Source organism: bacterium (genome assembly GCA_024742285.1).
GTDB lineage: Bacteria > Myxococcota_A > UBA9160 > UBA9160 > UBA4427 > UBA4427.
Genome location: JANSYR010000008.1, coordinates 13995 through 32452 on the forward strand (window position 1 = coordinate 13995; position 18458 = coordinate 32452).

General features: G+C 69.1%; 17 protein-coding genes. 5 read left to right on the forward strand and 12 right to left on the reverse strand.

Annotation, left to right across the window (positions count from 1 at the left end):
• The first annotated feature begins 114 nt into the window (after positions 1-114).
• Positions 115-1296: a sterol desaturase family protein gene (locus NXI30_15290; GenBank protein ID MCR9095585.1), complete on the forward strand. Its 1182-nt coding sequence runs from the start codon at positions 115-117 to the stop codon at positions 1294-1296.
• Here NXI30_15290 and NXI30_15295 read toward each other — a convergent pair.
• From NXI30_15295 to NXI30_15310, 4 genes are all read right to left on the reverse strand, one after another.
• The gene (locus tag NXI30_15295; GenBank protein ID MCR9095586.1) at positions 1293-2090 is read right to left on the reverse strand and encodes an enoyl-CoA hydratase-related protein; all 798 of its coding nucleotides are present in this window, start codon (positions 2088-2090) and stop codon (positions 1293-1295) included. The genes NXI30_15290 and NXI30_15295 overlap by 4 nt on opposite strands.
• 24 nt (positions 2091-2114) lie before the next feature.
• The gene (locus NXI30_15300; protein MCR9095587.1) at positions 2115-3185 is read right to left on the reverse strand and encodes a 3-deoxy-7-phosphoheptulonate synthase; all 1071 of its coding nucleotides are present in this window, start codon (positions 3183-3185) and stop codon (positions 2115-2117) included.
• A 234-nt stretch (positions 3186-3419) separates the two neighbouring features.
• The gene (locus tag NXI30_15305; protein MCR9095588.1) at positions 3420-3722 is read right to left on the reverse strand and encodes a hypothetical protein; all 303 of its coding nucleotides are present in this window, start codon (positions 3720-3722) and stop codon (positions 3420-3422) included.
• 180 nt (positions 3723-3902) lie between these two features.
• On the reverse strand, positions 3903-5459 hold the full coding sequence (locus NXI30_15310) for a PLP-dependent aminotransferase family protein (GenBank protein MCR9095589.1): 1557 nt from the start codon (positions 5457-5459) through the stop codon (positions 3903-3905).
• 106 nt (positions 5460-5565) lie between these two features.
• Between NXI30_15310 and NXI30_15315 the strand changes: the two genes are divergently transcribed.
• A complete protein-coding gene (locus tag NXI30_15315) occupies positions 5566-7815 on the forward strand; it encodes a molybdopterin-dependent oxidoreductase (GenBank protein MCR9095590.1) in 2250 nt (749 codons plus the stop codon).
• 18 nt (positions 7816-7833) lie between these two features.
• Here NXI30_15315 and NXI30_15320 read toward each other — a convergent pair whose 3' ends face one another.
• On the reverse strand, positions 7834-8598 hold the full coding sequence (locus NXI30_15320; protein MCR9095591.1) for a glucose 1-dehydrogenase: 765 nt from the start codon (positions 8596-8598) through the stop codon (positions 7834-7836).
• A 144-nt stretch (positions 8599-8742) separates the two neighbouring features.
• Between NXI30_15320 and NXI30_15325 the strand changes: the two genes are divergently transcribed.
• Positions 8743-9585: a tetratricopeptide repeat protein gene (locus NXI30_15325; GenBank protein MCR9095592.1), complete on the forward strand. Its 843-nt coding sequence runs from the start codon at positions 8743-8745 to the stop codon at positions 9583-9585.
• A gap of 31 nt (positions 9586-9616) precedes the next feature.
• Here NXI30_15325 and NXI30_15330 read toward each other — a convergent pair whose 3' ends face one another.
• From NXI30_15330 to NXI30_15340, 3 genes are read right to left on the reverse strand one after another with little or no spacing between them, the layout of a single operon-like run.
• Positions 9617-10330: an anti-sigma factor gene (locus NXI30_15330; protein ID MCR9095593.1), complete on the reverse strand. Its 714-nt coding sequence runs from the start codon at positions 10328-10330 to the stop codon at positions 9617-9619.
• Positions 10331-10362: 32 nt separating this feature from the next.
• Positions 10363-11019 (reverse strand): sigma-70 family RNA polymerase sigma factor, encoded by a 657-nt coding sequence (locus tag NXI30_15335; GenBank protein ID MCR9095594.1) that lies wholly within the window; start codon positions 11017-11019, stop codon positions 10363-10365.
• A gap of 47 nt (positions 11020-11066) precedes the next feature.
• Positions 11067-11963 carry a DUF4394 domain-containing protein gene (locus NXI30_15340; GenBank protein ID MCR9095595.1) on the reverse strand — a complete coding sequence of 299 codons (897 nt, stop codon included), beginning with the start codon at positions 11961-11963 and terminating at the stop codon, positions 11067-11069.
• A 298-nt stretch (positions 11964-12261) separates the two neighbouring features.
• Between NXI30_15340 and NXI30_15345 the strand changes: the two genes are divergently transcribed.
• Positions 12262-13506 carry an alginate export family protein gene (locus NXI30_15345; GenBank protein ID MCR9095596.1) on the forward strand — a complete coding sequence of 415 codons (1245 nt, stop codon included), beginning with the start codon at positions 12262-12264 and terminating at the stop codon, positions 13504-13506.
• 118 nt (positions 13507-13624) lie between these two features.
• Here NXI30_15345 and NXI30_15350 read toward each other — a convergent pair whose 3' ends face one another.
• From NXI30_15350 to NXI30_15365, 4 genes are all read right to left on the reverse strand, one after another.
• Positions 13625-14584, reverse strand: coding sequence for a DUF4394 domain-containing protein (locus tag NXI30_15350; GenBank protein ID MCR9095597.1), 960 nt, complete (start codon positions 14582-14584; stop codon positions 13625-13627).
• A 198-nt stretch (positions 14585-14782) separates the two neighbouring features.
• On the reverse strand, positions 14783-15085 hold the full coding sequence (locus tag NXI30_15355; GenBank protein ID MCR9095598.1) for a PilZ domain-containing protein: 303 nt from the start codon (positions 15083-15085) through the stop codon (positions 14783-14785).
• Between the two features lie 83 nt (positions 15086-15168).
• Positions 15169-16272 carry a Gfo/Idh/MocA family oxidoreductase gene (locus NXI30_15360; protein ID MCR9095599.1) on the reverse strand — a complete coding sequence of 368 codons (1104 nt, stop codon included), beginning with the start codon at positions 16270-16272 and terminating at the stop codon, positions 15169-15171.
• Between the two features lie 150 nt (positions 16273-16422).
• Positions 16423-17343, reverse strand: coding sequence for a PEP-CTERM sorting domain-containing protein (locus NXI30_15365; GenBank protein MCR9095600.1), 921 nt, complete (start codon positions 17341-17343; stop codon positions 16423-16425).
• A 221-nt stretch (positions 17344-17564) separates the two neighbouring features.
• Between NXI30_15365 and NXI30_15370 the strand changes: the two genes are divergently transcribed.
• Positions 17565-18452: a TauD/TfdA family dioxygenase gene (locus NXI30_15370; GenBank protein ID MCR9095601.1), complete on the forward strand. Its 888-nt coding sequence runs from the start codon at positions 17565-17567 to the stop codon at positions 18450-18452.
• The last annotated feature ends 6 nt before the right edge of the window (positions 18453-18458 follow it).

The window sequence follows — 18458 nt, forward strand, 5'->3', positions numbered from 1 at the left end:
CGTAAGTCCCTGGAATCATTCGAATCCGTGAACTGGCACGATCGCTGCTGTCGAGGAGGTCGGCCGCCAGAGAATCCCGACAAGCCACGCGGCCGATCCTCCGAGGAGACCCCGATGAGCCCGAACACCCGACCGTCCCGAACCGAAGACGTCCCGCTCCGTTTCGGCGAAGGCCGCATCAGCGGCCTCGCGTCGATCTTCCTGGGCGCCTGCGCCCTCGTCGCAGCGCTCTGCTTCCACTTCCCCGAGTACCTGACGACCCCGGAGCTCCGCGCCGGCTACCCCCTCGAACTCCTCCGCGACCTGCTGATGGGCGGCATGCTCCTCTCGGTCGCCTGCGGTGCGCTCTCGGTCTTCCTCTCGCGCTCGAAGCGCCTCGGGCTGACCGGGATCGGCCTCACGCTGGCCGCCCAGTGGCTCGGCGGCGCGAACATCGAGATCGAGCACACGACGGCGCCGGTCGTCAGCTTCGGCTTCGATTGGCTCGTCCTGGCGCTCCTCGCGAACACGATCGTCTTCGTGTTCATCGAGCGCGTCTGGCCCCACGATCCCGACCAGCTGACGCTGCGCAAGGAGTGGAAGCTGGACCTGCTCTACTACGCGTTCAACCACGTGATGATCAGCGTGATCCTGATCTGCACCACGTTCTTCTCCGAGGGACTCTTCGGATGGGCCGTCCACGACGGCGTCCAGGGCGCAGTGCGGAGCCTTCCCGTCCTGCTCCAGTTCGGCCTCGTGCTCTTCGTCGCGGACTTCGCGCAGTACTGGGGCCACCGCCTCATGCACGAGAACAAGTGGCTGTGGAACTTCCACGCCGTGCACCACTGCCCCGCGCGCATGGACTGGCTGTCGGGCTCGCGGATCCATTTCGCGGAGGTGCTCTTCACCCGGTCGACGGTCCTCCTCCCGATCTACCTGCTGGGCTTCTCGGAGGCGGCGATCAACGCCTACGTCGTCTGGGTCGGGATCCAGGGCGTGCTGATCCACTCGAATACGGGCCTTCGCTTCGGCTTCCTCGAGTACGTCTTCACGACGCCCCACTTCCACCACTGGCATCACGCCGCCGACTCGGAGGCGATCGACAAGAACTACGCCGCGAACCTGCCGCTCCTCGACATGCTCTTCGGCACGTACCACGCGGGCGCACAGGATCGCTGGCCCGAGACCTATGGCGTCGTCGGCAAGCCCCTGCCCCACGGCTTCGTCAGCCAGCACCTCTACCCGTTCATCGCGAAGCCGAAGCGGCAGGCGGAGGCGGTCGAAGGCGAAGGCCAGGCTGGCGCGGAAGCGGCCTAACGCCCCTTCCAGTTCGGCGCCCGCTTCTCGGCGAAGGCGAGCGGGCCTTCCACGAAGTCCTCGCTCTTCACCATGTCGCGGATCGCGGGGTACTTGTCGGCCATCGCGTCCTCGACCGAGCCGTGGCGCATCCCGTCCATCGCTGCCTGCTTGGTCGCGCGAACCGAGAGCGGCGCGCACTCGGCGATCTGATCGGCCCAGCGTCGCGCCGCCGCCATCAACTCGCCGGGCTCGACCACCTCGTTCACGAAGCCCAGGCGCTCGCCCTCCTCCGCGGAGACGCGGCGGCCGGTCAACATCATGCCCATCGCGCGCTTGAGGCCGATCTGGCGCGGGAGCCGATGGACGCCGCCGGCAAGGGCCGCGAGTCCGACCTTCGGCTCGGGAAGCGCGAAGACGGCGTTGCTCGAAGCGATGATCAGGTCGCAGGCGAGCGCGATCTCGAAGCCCCCGCCCATCGCGACGCCGTTCACCGCCGCGATCACCGGCTTCGTGTTGTCGTAGCGCCCGGTCAATCCACCGAATCCACTCGCGGGACCGGACTTCATCTCGCCGCCGGCTTCCTGGGCCTGGTACTTGAGATCGTTGCCGGCGGAGAAGGCACGATCGCCGGCGCCCGTGATGATCGCGACCCAGAGCTCCGGGTCCGCGACGAACTCGTCGAAGACCGCCCCGAGCTCCTCGTTCGCCATCCAATGGAGGGAGTTCATCCGCTCGGGCCGATTGATCGTCACCGTGAGGACGTGGCCGTCCACCTCGGTCGTGCAGAACTCGCGCGTCGTCGTCTCGGCCATCGTGCCCCTCCTCCCGGCGCGCGCCTAACGCGCGCGTCGCTTCCTGACCGCCTCGGCCAGCTCGTCGAAGATCGGCTCCGTCCGCTCCCAGCTCATGCACTTGTCCGTGATGCTCTGGCCGTAGACGAGCCCCTCGCGCCCCTGGGACTGCGAGTGCTTCTGGTTCCCGTCGAGCAGGAAGCTCTCCATCATCAGCCCGAAGAGCGCCGGGTTGCCGTCGGCGACCTGCGCGGCGAGAGCAGAAGCCACGGCGGGCTGCTTCTCGTGATCCTTGCCGCTGTTGGCGTGGCTGCAGTCGACCATGATCCGATTCGGAAGACTCGCGGCGGCGAGCAGCTTCGAGACACCTTCGATCGACTCCGCGTCGTAGTTCGGCCCGCTGGTCCCACCGCGCAGGATGACGTGGCAGTAGGGGTTGCCGTTCGTGGCGACGATCCCCGCGATGCCCTGCTTGGTCACCGAGAGGAAGTGGTGCTCGCCGGCGGCGGCGCCGATCGCGTCGATCGCCATCTGGACCGTGCCGTAGGTCCCGTTCTTGAAGCCGACAGGCATCGAGAGACCGGAGGCGAGCTCGCGGTGGACCTGGCTCTCGCTCGTCCGCGCGCCGATCGCGCCCCAGGAGACGAGGTCGGCATAGAACTGGGGCATGATCGGATCGAGGAACTCGCTGCCGGTCGGCAGCCCGAGGTCCGTCACGTCGAGCAGGAAGCGCCGCGCCGTGCGCAGACCGTTCCGGATCGAGAAGCTCCCGTCGAGCTCGGGGTCGTTGATCAGTCCCTTCCAGCCGACGGTCGTGCGCGGCTTCTCGAAATAGACGCGCATGATGATCGCGAGATCGTCCCGGTACTTCTCGCGGAGTGGCGCGAGGCGCCGGGCGTATTCGAGACCGGCCTCGGGATCGTGGATCGAGCAGGGGCCGACGATCACCACGAGGCGATCGTCCTCGCCGTCGATGACCCGCTCGATTTCGCGGCGACCGGCGAAGATGGTCTCGTTCTGGCTATCGGAGACGGGGAGATCCTCGAGCAGGATCTCCGGCGCCATCAGGGGCCGGATGTTCTGGATCCGGACGTCATCGATCTCGTGCAAAACCATTTGGGTCGGGTCCTCGCTCTCCGGCCTGCGCTCTGCCCGATCTGGGGAGCGCGGCCTCAAGGTCGCGTCGGAGGCTGGGAAGGCGTCCGAATCGGCCTCGTTCGGAGATCCGGGGCACCCCTCTCCGGCGCCCGGACGAGGTTGTATACCGGGACGCCGGGGTCCGGACAACCCCGGCCCCGGCGCCAACCCCGCGAGATCACGTGATTTTTCGGTGGCCCCGGCGCGCCCGGCTCAGCCGCCGTCGTCCTCCGCGGCGCGGTAGGCAGACCAGATGCAGAACGCGTGCACCACGAAGCCAGGCACGAAGAAGAGCCAGTAGGCGATCGCCGTCCCCACGAACCATCCGAGCGACGCGGTCAGGCGCCCGGCGTAGAGATGGCCGAGCCCGGGCCAGAAGAACGAGAGCACCGCCGCGATCCCCGGGCTCGGCAGGCGCCGCACGCGCACCTCCCCCGGCCCGTCGAGCCGTCGCTCCAGGTCCTCGAGCTCCTCGCGCAGGCTGAAGCCCCGTCGTCGATCCGCTGTTCCGTCCACGATCCGCCCTCCTCGGGCGCGCCGCGTTCGCGGCCGTCGTCCCCGATAGAGCAAGGGGCGTGCCGAGCACGAGCACCGCCTGCATCCGCCCGCCTGCGGGAAGTGTCGCGATCGCGCGACACCCGCCGCGCTGCAGTGCAGTCGATGAGCTGCAGTGTCGGAGCGCGGCGACGCCGGCGATCAGCGCACCTCGCCGAGCACGTCGGCGAGGATCCCGACACCCTCCCGAATCGACTCGGGCGAGAGACGCGCGAACCCCATCACGAGCTCGAGGTCGGCGCCCGGGTCGGGCTTCAGGTAGCTCGGCGCCGCCGGATAGACCCCCACGCCCCGCGCCGAAGCGCGCTCGACGATGGCCCGGAGCCGCGCCGCCGGAATCCCCGGAAAGCGAACCAGCAGATGGAGCCCCGCCCCGCTGTCGTCGAAGCGCGCGGCACCGTCGCCGAAGGCCGCCCCCAGTGCTTCGACCAGCACCTCCCGACTCGTCCCGTAGAGCGTGCGCGCCCGGCGAAGGTGACGTTCGAAGTCACCGCTCTCGAGAAAGCGCGCAAGGGCGTGCTGCTCGAAGCTCGGGGTCGACCAATCGGCCAGCCACTTCGCATTGCGGAAGACGTTTCGAAGGGCCGGCGGGACCACCAGATACGCGATCCGCATCGAGGGCAGGAGCGTCTTCGAGAACGTCCCGACGTAGAGGACGCGACCGCCCTCGTCGAGGCTCTTGAGCGACGGGATCGCGCGACCCTTGTACCGGAATTCCGAGTCGTAGTCGTCCTCGACCACGTAGGCGTCGTTCGCGCCCGCCCAATCGAGCAGGGCCTGTCGCCGACGCAGGGAGAGCACGACGCCCGTTGGGTACTGGTGGGAGGGCGTCACGTACGCGAGCCGGGCCTGCGCGAGCGCCTCCCGATCGACGCGGCCGAGATCGAGCCCTTCCCGGTCGACGGGCGCGCCGACGATCTCGGCCCCCGCTGCCTCGAAGTGGCGGCGCGCGCCGAGATAGTGCGGATCCTCGAGGAGGACCGCGTCGCCCGGGTCGACGAAGAGCCTCGTCGCGAGGTCCAGGGCCTGGGCGACGCCGCCGACCACGACGAGTTCGTCGGGCTCGCAGTACACGGCGCGTGCGCGGGCCAGGTAGCCGGCGATCGCTTCGCGCAGCTCGGGCACGCCGCTCGGATCCGCGTAGTCGAACGCGAGCGGAGGCGCGTAGTGGGCCGTGCGCGCGAGATGTCTCCGCCACGCTTCGTACGAGAGCCGTTCGAGGTCCGGGACACAGGGACGGAAGTCGATCGCGAGGTCGGTCTGCGCCTCGAGCAGGTCGTAGGGCGTGCGCGGAGAGCGCTCGGCGAGGCGCTGTCCGTAGCGCGAGAGTCGAACCGGCGGGTGCGCAGGTCTCGACGGCTCGCCCTTCCGGTCGCCGCTCGTCTGGCGGCCAGCGTGCCCCTCCGGATCGAGCTGCGGCGCGACGAAGGTGCCCGCGCCGACCCGGGAGACGACGTAGCCCTCCGCCTGGAGCGGCTCGAAGGCGGACACGACGGTGTTCCGGGAGACGCCGAGCTCCTCGGCGAGGGCGCGGGTGGTCGGCAGACGCGTGCCGGCGGCGACGCGGCCGGACAGGATCGCGTCCCGGATCGAGCGGTAGATCTGGTCGTAGAGCGCGCCTTGTCCGTCGAGGGGCAGGTCGCGGAGGAGCGTCGCGCGCTCTCGGAGGGCCGGTCGCGGAGGGAGGACACTGACCATGATTGGATCCTCGATCTTGGTACGAATTGGACTCAGTGACAGTACCAAATGGATCTATCCTCGCTCCCGTCCAGCGAGACCCGCCCGAACGAGGAGATCCCCGCCCATGGCTGCCGCCGACCCGTCGATCGTCCACCGCATCTGCACGCTCTGCGAAGCCACCTGCGGCCTCCGGGTCCACACGGCCGCGGACGACGGCGGCGGGCGCCGCGTCACCCGGGTCGAAGGCGACCCCGACGACGCCTTCTCGAAGGGCCACATCTGTCCCAAGGCCCACGCGCTGATCGAGCTCCAGGCGGATCCCGACCGACTGCGAACGCCCGTCCGCAAGACGGCGAAGGGCTTCGAGCCGATCGGCTGGGACGAGGCCCTCGACCTCGCCGCCGAGAAGCTCGGGGCGATCCGGGCCGAGGCGGGGGCCGACGCGATCGCGCTCTACCGCGGCAACCCCACGACCCACGACGCGCAATCGCTGCTCTACTGGAACGTCCTCCAGACGGCGCTTCCCACGCGCAGCCAGTTCTCCGCCGGCTCCGTCGACACCTGGCCCCGCTGGGTCCAGGCCGGGCTCATGTACGGCGGCTTCCTGAACACGCCGGTCCCGGATCTCGCCCGCTGCGACTACCTGCTCATGCTCGGCGCGAACCCGCTCGCGTCGAACGGCAGCCTGATGACGGCCCCCGGAATCAAGAAGCGGCTCGAGGCGATCCGCGCGCGCGGCGGGCGCTTGGTGGTCGTCGATCCGCGCCGGACGGAGACCGCGGCGATCGCCGACGAGCACCTCTTCGTCCGCCCCGGCGGCGACGCAGCGCTCGTCCTGGCGATGGTCCAGGTCGTCGTCGAGGAGGAGCGCGTCGACCTCGGACGCGCGGAAGGGCTCGTCGAGGGACTCGATCGCGCCCTGACGGCGATCCGCCCCTATACACCGGAACGCGTCACCGAGGCCTGCGGCGTCGCGCCCGAGACGATCCGCCGGATCGCGCGAGAGGTCGCCGAGGCGGACCGAGCCGTCGTCTACGGCCGGATGGGCACGAGCGTCCAGACCTTCGGCACCCTCGCCCACTGGGCGATCGACCTGCTCAACATCCTGACCGGCAACCTCGATCGCGAAGGCGGCGTGCTCTTTCCCCTGCCGGCGGCGAGCCTCGCATTCGCGGGCCCCTCGAAGGCATCCGGCTTCGAGGTCGGCCGCGCGAAGAGCCCCGTCTCCGGCTACGACGAGGTGCTGGGCGAGTGGCCGATGGCCGCCTTCGCCGAGGAGATCGAGAGCGACCGGGAAGACCGGATCCGCGCCCTCGCGATCATCGCCGGCAACCCCGTCGCCTCGGCCCCCAACGCGGAACGCGTGGATGCGGCCCTCGAGCGTCTCGAGTTCATGGTCGCCTTCGACTACTACGTGAACGAGACGACGCGGCACGCCGACCTGATCCTGCCGCCCACGGCGCCGCTCTCCCACGCGACCTACGACGTGGCGCTCCTCCACTTCGCGGTCGAGAACGTCGCCAAGTGGTCGCCGGCGGCGGTCCCCCCGGAAGAAGGCGAGCAGGAGGTGTGGCGGACGCTGCTGGGACTGTCGAAGCGATTGATGGGGCTGGGCGGGATGGCCGACGACGAGGTGGACGCGATCGTGGTCGCCCAGCTCGCGGGCCGCGTCCTCGCAGGCAGCCGATTCGCCGGCGAGATCGAGGTCGAAGAGATCGTCTCAGGCCTCGGCGACACCCCCGGGCCACGCCGCTTGATCGATCTCCTGCTCCGGCTCGGTGCCTACGGGGACGGCTTCGGGCGCGTGCCGGACGGGCTGTCGGTGGATCGACTCGAGGCGGCCCCCCACGGACTCTCGCTCGGGACGCCGGCGCCGCGATTGCCGGAGGCCCTCGAAACGAAGAGCGGGCGGATCGATCTCGCTCCCGATCGCATCCTCGGCGACCTGCCCCGGCTCGAACGCTTCGTCGACGCCGGCCCGGACCCCCGGCTCAGCCTGATCGGGCGGCGCGACATCCGCTCGATGAACTCCTGGCTCCACAACCTGCCCAGCATGGTCAAGGGGCGCGAACGCTGCACGCTCCAGGTCGCCCCACCGGACGCGGAGCGACTCGGACTGTCGACGGGCGATCGCGCGGAGCTGAAGGGCCGCGTGGGGGCGATCGTCGTCCCGGTCGAAGTGACCGACGCGATGGCCGAAGGCGTCGTCAGCCTGCCCCACGGATGGGGACACGACCTGCCCGGGGTCCGGCTCTCGGTCGCGACCGCGCGTCCCGGCGCGAACGCCAACCGCGTGGTCGACGACGCGGAGATCGACGTGCCGTCCGGCACGAGCGTCTTGAACGGTGTGCCCGTCGAAGTGACCCGCGTCTGATCACGGGTGCGCCCGCGCCTAGCGGACGGATCCGGAACCGCCGTCGACCCACATCGTCTGGCCCGTGACGTAGTCCGCCTCGTCGCTCGCAAGGAAGACGCAGACCCGGCCCACGTCGTCCCGGCAGTCCCCGACCCGACGGAGCGGGATCTGCTGGATCGCGGCCTCGTGGCCCTCGGGATCGAGCGCCGCCCAGTCGATCATGCCCGGCGAGTTCGCGAAGGGGCAGACGATGTTCACGCGGATGCCGAGCGGGCCCCACTCGCGGGCCGCCGTCCGCGACAGACCGCGGATGCCCTCCTTGGCCGCCGCATAGGCGCCCTGCGCTTCGTTGCCGATCGTGCCCGAGCCGCTCGCGAAGTTGATGATCGCGCCGCGGCCCCGTTCGAGGAGATGGGGCTGCGCGATCTGCATGCAGAAGAACGTCGCCCACAGGTTCGTCGCGAGGACCCGCTCGAAGGTCTCGTCGTCGAAGTCCATCAGGAGCCGGCCCGGAGTCGGCGTCCAGGCGGCGTTGTTCACCAGGATGTCGAGTCCCCCGAACGCGGCGACGGTCTCCTCGATGCCGCGTCGGCAATCGCCCCGAACCGCGACGTCGCCCGGGATCGCGATCGCTTCGCCCCCCGCGGCCTCGACGAGTGCTGCGGTCTCCTTCGCGGTCGCCCCGTCGATGTCGATCACACCGACGCGTGCGCCCTCCTCGGCCATCGCGAGCGCGACCCCTCGGCCCACGCCCCGCCCGGCCCCGGTGATGACGGCCACCCGTTCGTCGAGTCTGCCCATGCCCGCTCCTCCTTCGTTCCGCCGGCTTCCGACCGGTCTTCGGAGCATCGCGTAGACACCGCGCCGCCGCCGCGCGTCCCCACGGCGACGGTTCGGGCATTCCCTTGGTGCGGCTCCCCGCTCCGCGAAGTAGGCTAGGCCGCCGTGCAGAGCGTGATCTCCGATCGATTCCACGAGCTGGCGCTCCTTCCCGAGAGCCAGCAGGGCCTCGCCGAAGGGGCGTTGATCCTCGCCGCCGAGGTCCGCCCCGAGGTCGACATCGCTTCGGGACTCGAGACCGTCGCCGAGATCGCTGAGCGATCGCGACCCCTGGTCGAGCACGCGACCACGCCGAGCGCCGCGGTCGATGCGCTCAATCACGCGCTCTTCGAGCTCGAGCGCTTCCGCGGCAACCAGGAGCAATACGACGACCCGCGCAACAGCTTCCTGGACGAGGTCCTCGAACGCCGGCGCGGCCTGCCGATCACCCTCTCGGTCCTCTACGTGGAGATCGCGCGCCAGCTCGGTCTCGAGGCCTATGGGATCGGCTTCCCCGGACACTTCCTCTCGAAGGTCGTCGGCGTGAACGACGTGCCCGATCGAGAAGTGATCATCGACCCCTTCTTCGGCAAGGTCCTCTCCCTCGACGACTGCGCCGAGCGAATCCGCGCCGCCGCCGGCGAGCCCGTGGATCTCGACCCCGATTGGCTGCGCCCAGTGACCGCGGTCGAGATCTACACGCGCATGCTCAACAACCTGAAGATGGGCTACCTGCGCCAGGGCGACGGGCTCGGCGCGCTCGGCTGCTTCGACCGGATCGTCGTGCTGATCCCGGAAGCGGCCTACGAGTTCCGGGACCGCGGGATGCTCCTCGAGCGAATGGACTGCGTGCACGCCGCGATCGACGACTACACGCGCTTCCTCGAGCTCGCCCCGGACGACGAGAGTGCCCGACCGATCCGCGCTCGCCGCGACGCGCTGTCGCAGCGGAAGCCGGCGCTGAACTAGCGCCCGAGCCACGCGACCCTGAAGCGGCGGATCAGATGCTCGTCATCACGATCTCGCCGGAGGGACGAGTCGCGCGCTCCGCTTCGATCGTGATGAAGAGTCCACTCACCCGGTCGCGGTAGTCCCGCACCGGGATCGCGAACTGCCGGACGACGCGCTCCTCGTCATCCGCCAGGAAGTGCCCACAGGAAACCTCTTCGTCTCCCACGATCGCCCACAGCCGATACCCCATCCCGTTCGCCAACTGCGGGAGTCCGTTCACGACGATCGCTGCCTTCTTCGCGTCGAGATCCAGGCTCGCACGCCCCCCCGCGGACTGGAACGGACCCTCACCGGCGAGCGAGAACGAGAGCACGACGTTCGGTTGACTGAGCGTCTCGGACACTTCCGCCATCACGGCGATCTCTCGCCGGAGGCGAAGATCGTCGAGACCGACCACGACGAGGAGGATCGCGGCAGCCGCTGCGGCCGTGCCGGCCGCCAGGGACCGGAACGAAGTCCGGGGCTGTGCCCGGTTCGGAGCCGGAAGTGTTCCCTCGATCGCGGCATCGAGAACGCGCTCTCGCAGACGCGCCGGGGGCATCTCCGGATTCGCATGGCCGATCGCTGTCCAGGCCTCCGCAACCTGGCGTGCCTCCTCGCGGAGCGCAGCGTCGACGCGCAATCGGCGCGCGAATCGGCGCGCCTCGTGCTCGGCCATATCGCCAAGCACGAAGCGAATGATCGCATCTTCTCTCTCGTTCATGTCGTCTTGTACGAGTTCGTCCGACACCTGAATCATCCCGTCGCTCGCTTGAGCACTCGTCGCAGAACGCCCAAACCGGATCTCAAGAGCCCCTTGACGGTGCCGAGCGGCGCCTCCATCTCACCGGCGATCTCGCTGTGACTCATTCCGCGGTAGTAGGCCATCTCCAGTGCCGTGCGTTGGCGTTCGGAGAGCTCGGACATCGCATCGGAAACCAGCCGCGCGTTCTCCCGGACGCCGGCGTCGTCGAACGGCGACGGTCCGCGGGCGCTCAGAACCTCGTCGATCTGCCTTTCTGCTCGAGTCGAGACGGCTCGGCTCCGCGACCGCACGCGGTCGATCGCCCGCGAGCGCGTCAGCAGAGTGAGAAAAGTGCGAAACTGCGCACGCTTGGGGTCGTATCGATCACGCTCGATGAGCGAGAGGAAAACGTCGTGGGTGACGTCTTCCGCCTCGGCGCGGTCGCGCAGGATTCGCATGCTCAAGCCGAAGACGAGGCCCGCGTATCGGTCGTAGAGGGCGGCGAGGGCCACTTCGGGCTCATCATGATCCGCGTGCAGGCGACGCAAGAGGTCGACGTCCGAGAGCGCGGTCGGGTCGTCGTCCGGCGTCATCGACGACCGCAAAGTCGTCCTCGCCGCGTTCGCCTCGCCGCCCGTCCGTTCGGTCTGCTTCTCGTCTCGAGCCACACCCGAAGGGTACGACACGGCCCGGCGATTGGATCAGCCGATCTTCGTCATCGGCCCGGGGCGCGCGACGGAACGACCGACATGCCGATGATCTGCGTGTTCTCGAGGCCGAGATCGCCCATCGCGGTGGAAGCACCGGTCTCGAGGTCGATCAGATGGATCTGCCCGTCCGACACCGCAAGGGCGAGTTCCTCGCCACCTGCCTTCGTCAGGATATCGAACGCCCCGTGCTCGCTGAAGTCGACCCGCAGCGGGCCCACGGTCTGAAGCTCGCCGTCGTTCGGCGGGTCCTGGAGCACGAGCACGTCACGCATCCAATCGATGTCGAAGAGACGCGTCACCGGCGCCTCGGCAACGTTGTCGGTGTAGGCACAGGCCGTGATGCGCGGGCTTCGGCCCGCGTTCTCGTCCCCGAGCGCATAGGAAAGGGGCCCATCGATCGCCACGGCGCCCAACCCGACGTGCACGCGCAAATTCTGACCGCTCTCGGCGACGAGACGAAGCCGGTCGGCCTGGGGGTTGAAGTCGAAGCAGGAGCGCGGCGTGCCTTCGAAGCCTGCCGTGAGGGCGCTCACCCGCTCCGCCCGACCCTGCGTCCCGTCGAGTCGGTAGAGGTCGTTTCGGTCGTCGATCGCGTATACGCGGCCATCCGCCGGGCGCCAATCGACGCCGAGGAGCCGACCGCCGACGCCCGTGACGGCCCGGCGCGCCCATGTGGACAGGGAGAAGGGCGCGCCGCGAATCAGCAGAGCATTGCGATCCGTCAGTAGCCAGAGCGACGCGCCGTCGAGCAGCGTATCCAGTCGAGCCGAGGGATCGCCTTCCGCCGAGACCTTCGAATTCGCCCACTCGTCCCGAGCCTCGTCCTCGCTCCTCTCCGCCTGAGCGGCGTGCGAGAAAGAGAGTGCGACCGCAAGAAAGAAGATGATCGCTGCGGACCTCATGCACCCGCTACGCTCGCGTTTCCGCGGAAGCGAGTCAAGGCGCACCAGGAGTCCCCTACACATGCGACGGATCATGCGAAGGAGAGGGTGGACCCGGCCGCTGCTCTTCACATGGGCCCTTCTTCGATCGACCACCGCGGGTGCGTCGGAACTGGAATGGGAGGAGCACCTCAAGCTCTGGTTCAGCGACCGCTTTCGCGTTGAGCACGTCGACTGGTTCGAACCGACCGGAAGCGCAGGCTCCGGAGACCCAGGGCGCTACCTGTTCGCGGCCAACCGCTTTCGATTCGGCGCGAGCTTGACGTACCCCAGCTGGCAAGCCGCGGTGGAACTCCAGGACACGCGCCTCTTCGATCTGCCGACCGACGCGAATCCGGGCGCCCCCTTTGGCGCGTTGGGCCCCGGGGCCGTGTACTACGCGAATACGCCCAGCAGCAATCAGGGTGCCTTCTTCATCAAGCAGGCCTACCTGACCCTGCGGCGGAGCGGCGTCGCAGTGAGCGGGGGGCGGATGGAGATCGCCAGCGGTGTCGAGTCCGTGCCCGGGAACCGGACGCTCGCCTGGCTCAAGAAGAATCGCGTCGGTCAACGACTCGTCGGCCCCTTCGGCTACACGCACGTGTCACGCAGCTTCGACGCCGGCCGCATCAGCTGGGACCGACCTCGATGGAACCTCACGGCCTATGCGGGGCGACCGACCCGCGGTGGGTTCGAGGTCGACGCGAATCGCGGCATCGAAGACCTCCAGCTGGCGGGTGCCTCCGCGACGCTCAAGTCGATCCCGGGAGCGGCCCCGCTCGATCTCCAGGCGTTCTACCTGTTCTACCGCGACGCGCGAGATCGGACGACGCGCGTCGACAACCGAACGCTCGCCGAGCGTCAATCCGACGACGGCAACATCGCGATCCACAGTCTCGGTGGGCATGCGATCACCGCGATCGAATGGGGACCCGGGGTCTTCGACGCGCTCGTCTGGGGCACGATCCAGGCCGGCGAGTGGGGGAGACAGGACCACTTCGGATGGGCGTTCGCCGCGGAACTCGGATTTCGGTTTGCGCGCGTGCCGGGCGCACCCTGGATCCGGATCGGTTGGAATCGTTCGTCGGGGGACGACGATCCGAACGACTCGGATCACCGCACTTTCTTTCAGATGCTGCCTACGGCGCGGATCTACGCGCGGGTGCCGTTCTACAACCTGATGAACAACAACGACGTCTTCACCCAGCTGATGGTGAAGCCGCATCGACTCGTTCGGCTCCAGGTCGAGCATCACTGGCTCTCCCTGACCGAGTCCCGGGATCTCTGGTACGCCGGCGGAGGCGCGACGAACCAGCGTGTCTTCGGCTTCGCCGGCCTGTCCTCGGCCGGGGGGCGATCGCTTGCACATCTCGTAGACGTGGGACTCACCCTGGGTCCATGGGAGGGACTCACCTGGTCGGTCTACTACGGACACGCCTTCGGCCGATCGGTGCCGCGCAACACGTTCGCCCGGGCCGACGCCGGCTACTTCTTCTCCGAGATCACCTATCGCTACTCGCGATGAGCACATCCACGACGGAGGCAGTCGCGAGGCGACGCGTCGGGCGGGTTTCGGGGCGGCGACTGGCGCCGCCCCGACCCCGGACTTCACGAGCACGCTCGCGAAGTCCGGGCCCCTTCCCTCAGCCCTCGCGGGTCCTTCGAGCGATACCTAGACCTCCCAGGCCAAGGCCCAACAGCAGCGCGGTCGAAGGCTCGGGAATCACGGCGATCGCGGCGAGCGTGGTCCCTCCGCCGATCGCGCTGGCGTCCGGCGTGAAGTTCACGAAGCTCGCGCCGCCCGTCGCCAGATCGACGGTCCACAGCGTGGAATCATTGTCCCCGTCGACGAGGGCGACGAGGTAGGCGATGCCCGTGCTCCCCGAGATGTCGAAGCCTCCGAGCGAAGTCACGTCGCCGCCGAGCGGCCCGACGGTCGCCAGCGTGCCCGCGTTGTTCGCTTGCGTCACGAGCACGTCGAGCCCCGAGTCGATTCCATAGAGCTGCGTCGACGTCGATCCCACGAAACTGTTCGTGTACGCGGAATGCACGATGTTGGGGTCGACGCCCGCGTTGTCATCGCCGGCCTGATAGAACACGTCGGTGAACCGACCCGAGTCGCCCGAGTTCGGGTTCAGGACGATGTTCACGTTGGTATCCGCGACGTTGCGGATCCGATCGATCGTCGGATTGAAATCGAAGCTGAACGCGCCGCCGTTCAGTGAGGGCGTGTCGAATCCATCGCCAACGCGCGTCGCCGCGCCCGTCGCGAGATCGATCGTGTAGAGGTTGCTCTGACTCCCGAGACCGAAGAGCGTTCCGGTTCCCGGCGCGGGCACGTTCGGCCCCCCGCCGCCCGGGGAAAGCGCGTTCGGGCGGAAGTCGATGCCGATCACGTCCTCGCCGGGCGCGAGACCGGTGATCGCGGCTCCCGAGAGCAATGCCGTCGGCGCGGCACTGTCGAAGGAGACCAGGCGGTTCCCCACCTCGGTCACCCCGTAGATGATCTCCGCCTGGGCCGTGCTCCCGGCCAGGACTCCGACCAGGACGAGTACTCCCACGTTGGGCCAGTTTCGTGGCCCCCTCAGCAGCTTCAACAGCATTCCGATCTCTCCTCGTATTCGCGGGACGAGCGTGTCCCTCGATACGGGAACTACGCATCAGCGAGGCGATCGGATGTGGATCATTCGGGATTTTTCCGTCCCGACACGAATAGTCGCTTGAAAGCTACGGGGCTGGCCGTGAGGGGCGCGGGCCCGAAACCGGCGGGACCGGCCGCGAGTTCATCGCCAGCGACGCACCTAGCCGACCAGGGCCGCGACGTCGTCGACGAGGCGGCCGATCTCGGGATCGAGGTTGCCGTAGCGGATCGCGAAGGTCGTTCCGTCGACGCGGGTGACCTCGCCCGCCAGCTCGAAGGGGCAGACCGGCTGGATGAAGACGTAGAGCCGGACCTTCGTTCCGATCTCGGGCACGTGGCTCGCGCTGTCGAGGCGGGCACCGGAACGCGAGATGTTCACGAGCGTCCCCGCCCCCTCGGTCTCTCCAGCCGAACAGAGCACGTCGAACTTGGCGCGAAAACGAGGGTGATTGCGTCGATCCACGGGATTCCCCACTGGCGGTGGCTGACCCCTGGATCGGGCAGACGCCCGGATGGCTTGAGAGAACGGAGGCCTGGCGCCGCCCCTCAGCCGATCTCGATCCAGCGCCTTTCCTTGGAAGACCGGCGGATTGCGTCCAGAACTGCCTGTACGGCGACACCGTCGGCGAAGGTCGGCGGAACCGGATCGGACGGAATCTCGCGCCCCTGGATCCTCGATCCGAAGGCCTCGTAGAGCCGGGTGTAGGGCGCCAGGTCGATGCCCATCGCGTGGAAGTTGTCGTACGCGGAGGACGCCGTCAGCAGCTCCGCCGGCGGCGGGATCGGCGCCGGGTACACGAGGTCGCTCGGCGTCTCGAGCGTGCGCTCGCCGTCGGCATCGGCGACGCCGACGGTGTCCCCCTCCAACCAGAGCGTGCCCTTGGACCCGACGAACCGACTCGCCGCCGCGAAGGGGCCGCGGGCGGCGGTGCAGGACTGCAGGATGCCTTCGAGGCCCGACTCGGTCCGGAAGTGGACGGTGTAGGTGTCGTCGGCGGTCCACGGCAGCTCGGGGCTGCGCTCCGCCACGGTCTGCACGGAGGCGGAGACCCCGATGAACTCGCCGGCGGAGACGCGGATCTGATCGATCACGTGGGAGCCGTAGGCCCCGAGCCAGCCGCCGCCGTCCTCCTCCCGGCGCCACCAGTCCGGAACGTCGGCGTCCGGCTCGACGAGCGCGGGCATGTGAAAGAGGAACGTCGCGAGACGCGGCTCGCCGATCAGACCCTCGGCGATCGCTCGGGCGGCGGTCGCCTGACCGGTCGCCCAGCGGAACTCGCAGCCGAGCCCGTGCACGACGCCCGCGGCTTCGGCGGCCGCGAGCATCTTCCGGCCCTCTTCGGCATTCGCCGCGAACGGCTTCTCGCAGACGACGTGCTTCCCCGCCGCGATCGCGGCGAGCACGATCTCGGCGTGGGTGTGCGGCGGGGTCGACACCGCGACCGCATCGACACCGGGGAGCGCGAGGGCTTCGTCGAGCGAGCCCGTCCCGAGCGGGACCCCCATCAGGTCGGCGCGCTTCTGGGCTTTGGCCGCGTCGCGCCCGACGAGCGCCTTCACGTCGAAGCCGGCGGCGCGCAGCGCGCGAAGGTGGGTCAGGACACCGAAGCCGGTGCCGACGACGACGGCACCGAGGGAAGGATCGGACATGGAGGTCTCCGCGAGATCGCGCGCGGCATGCGCGGCGAGCCGAGACGCTAGCGCGATCCTCAGGCGCGCTCGCGGGTCGGAGCGCGTACGGAGCGCGCCCGCGAAGGCGCTCCCTGGTGCTCCGTGGTGCTGTGCTCCGAGCGCTCCGCGCTAGGCGCGCCGAGGGGTCGCGAGCGCCGCGAGACCGAGGCCGAGCAGGAGCGCGGTCCCCGGCTCCGGGACGGGCGTCGTCGGATCGTCCGTGAACACGATCGTCTTCTTCGACGTCAGCCGAAGCGAAGCCAGCGTATGGTCCGACAGGTCGAGGTAGACGTCACCGCCGAGGGTGACGCGCCAGATCAGCGCGTCGTCGGAGCCGCCGGGGCTCTTCGGAGCCGGCGGCGATGCCGATGACGATGCCGATGATGATGACGCGTCGATCGCCCGGAGCGCCGATGCGCTCACGAGATCTCCCGTGAACACCGGCACCGCAGCCGTCACGAGGTTTCCGCCCGTGAGGACGATTTCGCCGCCCCCTCGCACGATCCCGCTCCGATCCAGTCGCGCCCCCGCCGCCACGAGCGAGACACCCGCGCCGACGCGGACCGAGGACGGATGACGCAGGGTGATCTCCCCCGCCGACGAGAGGTCGAAGCGTGTCCAGTCGGTGACGATCTGCCGACCGCTCTCGATCGTGATCGTGCCGCTCGTGACGAGCTCGATGTTGCCGGCGTCGATCCCGGCCCCGGGCGGGCGCGTGGCGATCGTTCCGCCGTCGAACTCGGCGTTGCCGGAGGCGATGAAGATGTCGCCCGTCGCGTCGACGGGTCCACGCACGAAGATGTTGCCGGCGGCGTTCAGCTCGACGTGGGCGCCGTCCCGGGCGAGTCGGGCGCCGAACGCGAAGTCGAAGTCGCTCGGCGCGTCCGGCACGGCGAGCGTCGAGCAGTCGCCGTTGCAGAGCACCTCGACGATCGCGTCCGAATCGAAGGTGAGCGCGTCCGCCGGCGCACCGGCGGCGAACGCCAGGGCCGAAACCCCCGCCAGAGCGAGCGATCGCCAGGATCGAGCAGGGAACGAACGTCGCGTCACGATGGGGTCACCTCCGGCTGGGGTGTCGTGGCGACCGCGGCGCGAATGTGTCCGGAAAAGCACAGAAAAACCGGGCGGCTACCGCGGCGCATTCCCCTCGTTCATGCGGTCCCGTCGCGTTCCCGGGGCGCCGCGGCGCGACCCCGGGTCGAGCCGGGCAGGCCCCTGTCGCCGGCGTGCGGGGTATTCTGGGCGCAAACCCGCTTCACGAGGAATCGCCCATGGCCACTGCGCTCGATCAGACCCAGGACCTCGCCGTCCGCCGCCTCGCAGGCTCCCTCGGCGCCGAGGTGACCGGCCTCGACCTCCGGGCGGCGGGCCCGGACGAGGCGCAGACGATCACCTCGCTGCTGCACGAACACCTCGTCCTGTTCTTCCCGAACCAGCACCTCACGCCCGACGAGCACATCGCCTTCGGGCGTCTCTTCGGTCGCCTCGAAGGCCATCCGAACCTGGCCCTCGACGCCGAGCGACCCGAGTTCTTCGAGCTGAAGGCGGTCGGCGGCGCCGGCGCGGTCGCCGACGAGTGGCACAGCGATCTCACCTGCGAAGCCGAGCCGTCGATCTTCGCGATCCTCCACATGAAGAAGTGCCCCGAGTTCGGCGGCGACACCTTGTGGGCCAACATGTACAAGGCCTACGAAGCGCTCTCGCCGCCCATGAAGGACATGCTCGACGGCCTCACCGCGCTCCACGACGCGAGTCCCCACATGACGCCGGAGCGAAAGGCGATCCACCCGGTCGTCCGACGGCACCCGGACACGGGCCGCAAGTCACTCTTCGTGAACCACCACTTCACCCGTCGCATCGTCGAGATGAGCCACGCCGAGAGCGAGAACCTGCTCGCCTTCCTGACGAGCTTCGCGACCGAGGACCGCTTCACGGTCCGCTACTCGTGGACCGAGGGCACGATCGCGATGTGGGACAACCGGTGTACGCAGCACCACGTCCTGAACGACTTCGAAGGCGAGCGCGTGATCCAGCGCGTCACGGTCATGGGCGACCACCCCGAGGCCGGCGGCGATCTCCGCTATGCGCCCTTCGACGACAAGTTCAGCGCCGCGACGTGGCGCGACCAGCCCCTCAAGAAGTTCCTTCAGACGCGTTAGGCGAAC

Coding starts and splice junctions, on each gene's coding strand:
- NXI30_15360 (MCR9095599.1), bottom strand. CDS start 16,272: ATGTCCGATCCTTCCCTCGGTGCCGTCGTCGTCGGCACCGGCTTCGGT.
- NXI30_15300 (MCR9095587.1), bottom strand. CDS start 3,185: ATGGTTTTGCACGAGATCGATGACGTCCGGATCCAGAACATCCGGCCC.
- NXI30_15340 (MCR9095595.1), bottom strand. CDS start 11,963: ATGAGGTCCGCAGCGATCATCTTCTTTCTTGCGGTCGCACTCTCTTTC.
- NXI30_15330 (MCR9095593.1), bottom strand. CDS start 10,330: ATGAACGAGAGAGAAGATGCGATCATTCGCTTCGTGCTTGGCGATATG.
- NXI30_15290 (MCR9095585.1), top strand. CDS start 115: ATGAGCCCGAACACCCGACCGTCCCGAACCGAAGACGTCCCGCTCCGT.
- NXI30_15315 (MCR9095590.1), top strand. CDS start 5,566: ATGGCTGCCGCCGACCCGTCGATCGTCCACCGCATCTGCACGCTCTGC.
- NXI30_15295 (MCR9095586.1), bottom strand. CDS start 2,090: ATGGCCGAGACGACGACGCGCGAGTTCTGCACGACCGAGGTGGACGGC.
- NXI30_15320 (MCR9095591.1), bottom strand. CDS start 8,598: ATGGGCAGACTCGACGAACGGGTGGCCGTCATCACCGGGGCCGGGCGG.
- NXI30_15350 (MCR9095597.1), bottom strand. CDS start 14,584: ATGCTGTTGAAGCTGCTGAGGGGGCCACGAAACTGGCCCAACGTGGGA.
- NXI30_15310 (MCR9095589.1), bottom strand. CDS start 5,459: ATGGTCAGTGTCCTCCCTCCGCGACCGGCCCTCCGAGAGCGCGCGACG.
- NXI30_15370 (MCR9095601.1), top strand. CDS start 17,565: ATGGCCACTGCGCTCGATCAGACCCAGGACCTCGCCGTCCGCCGCCTC.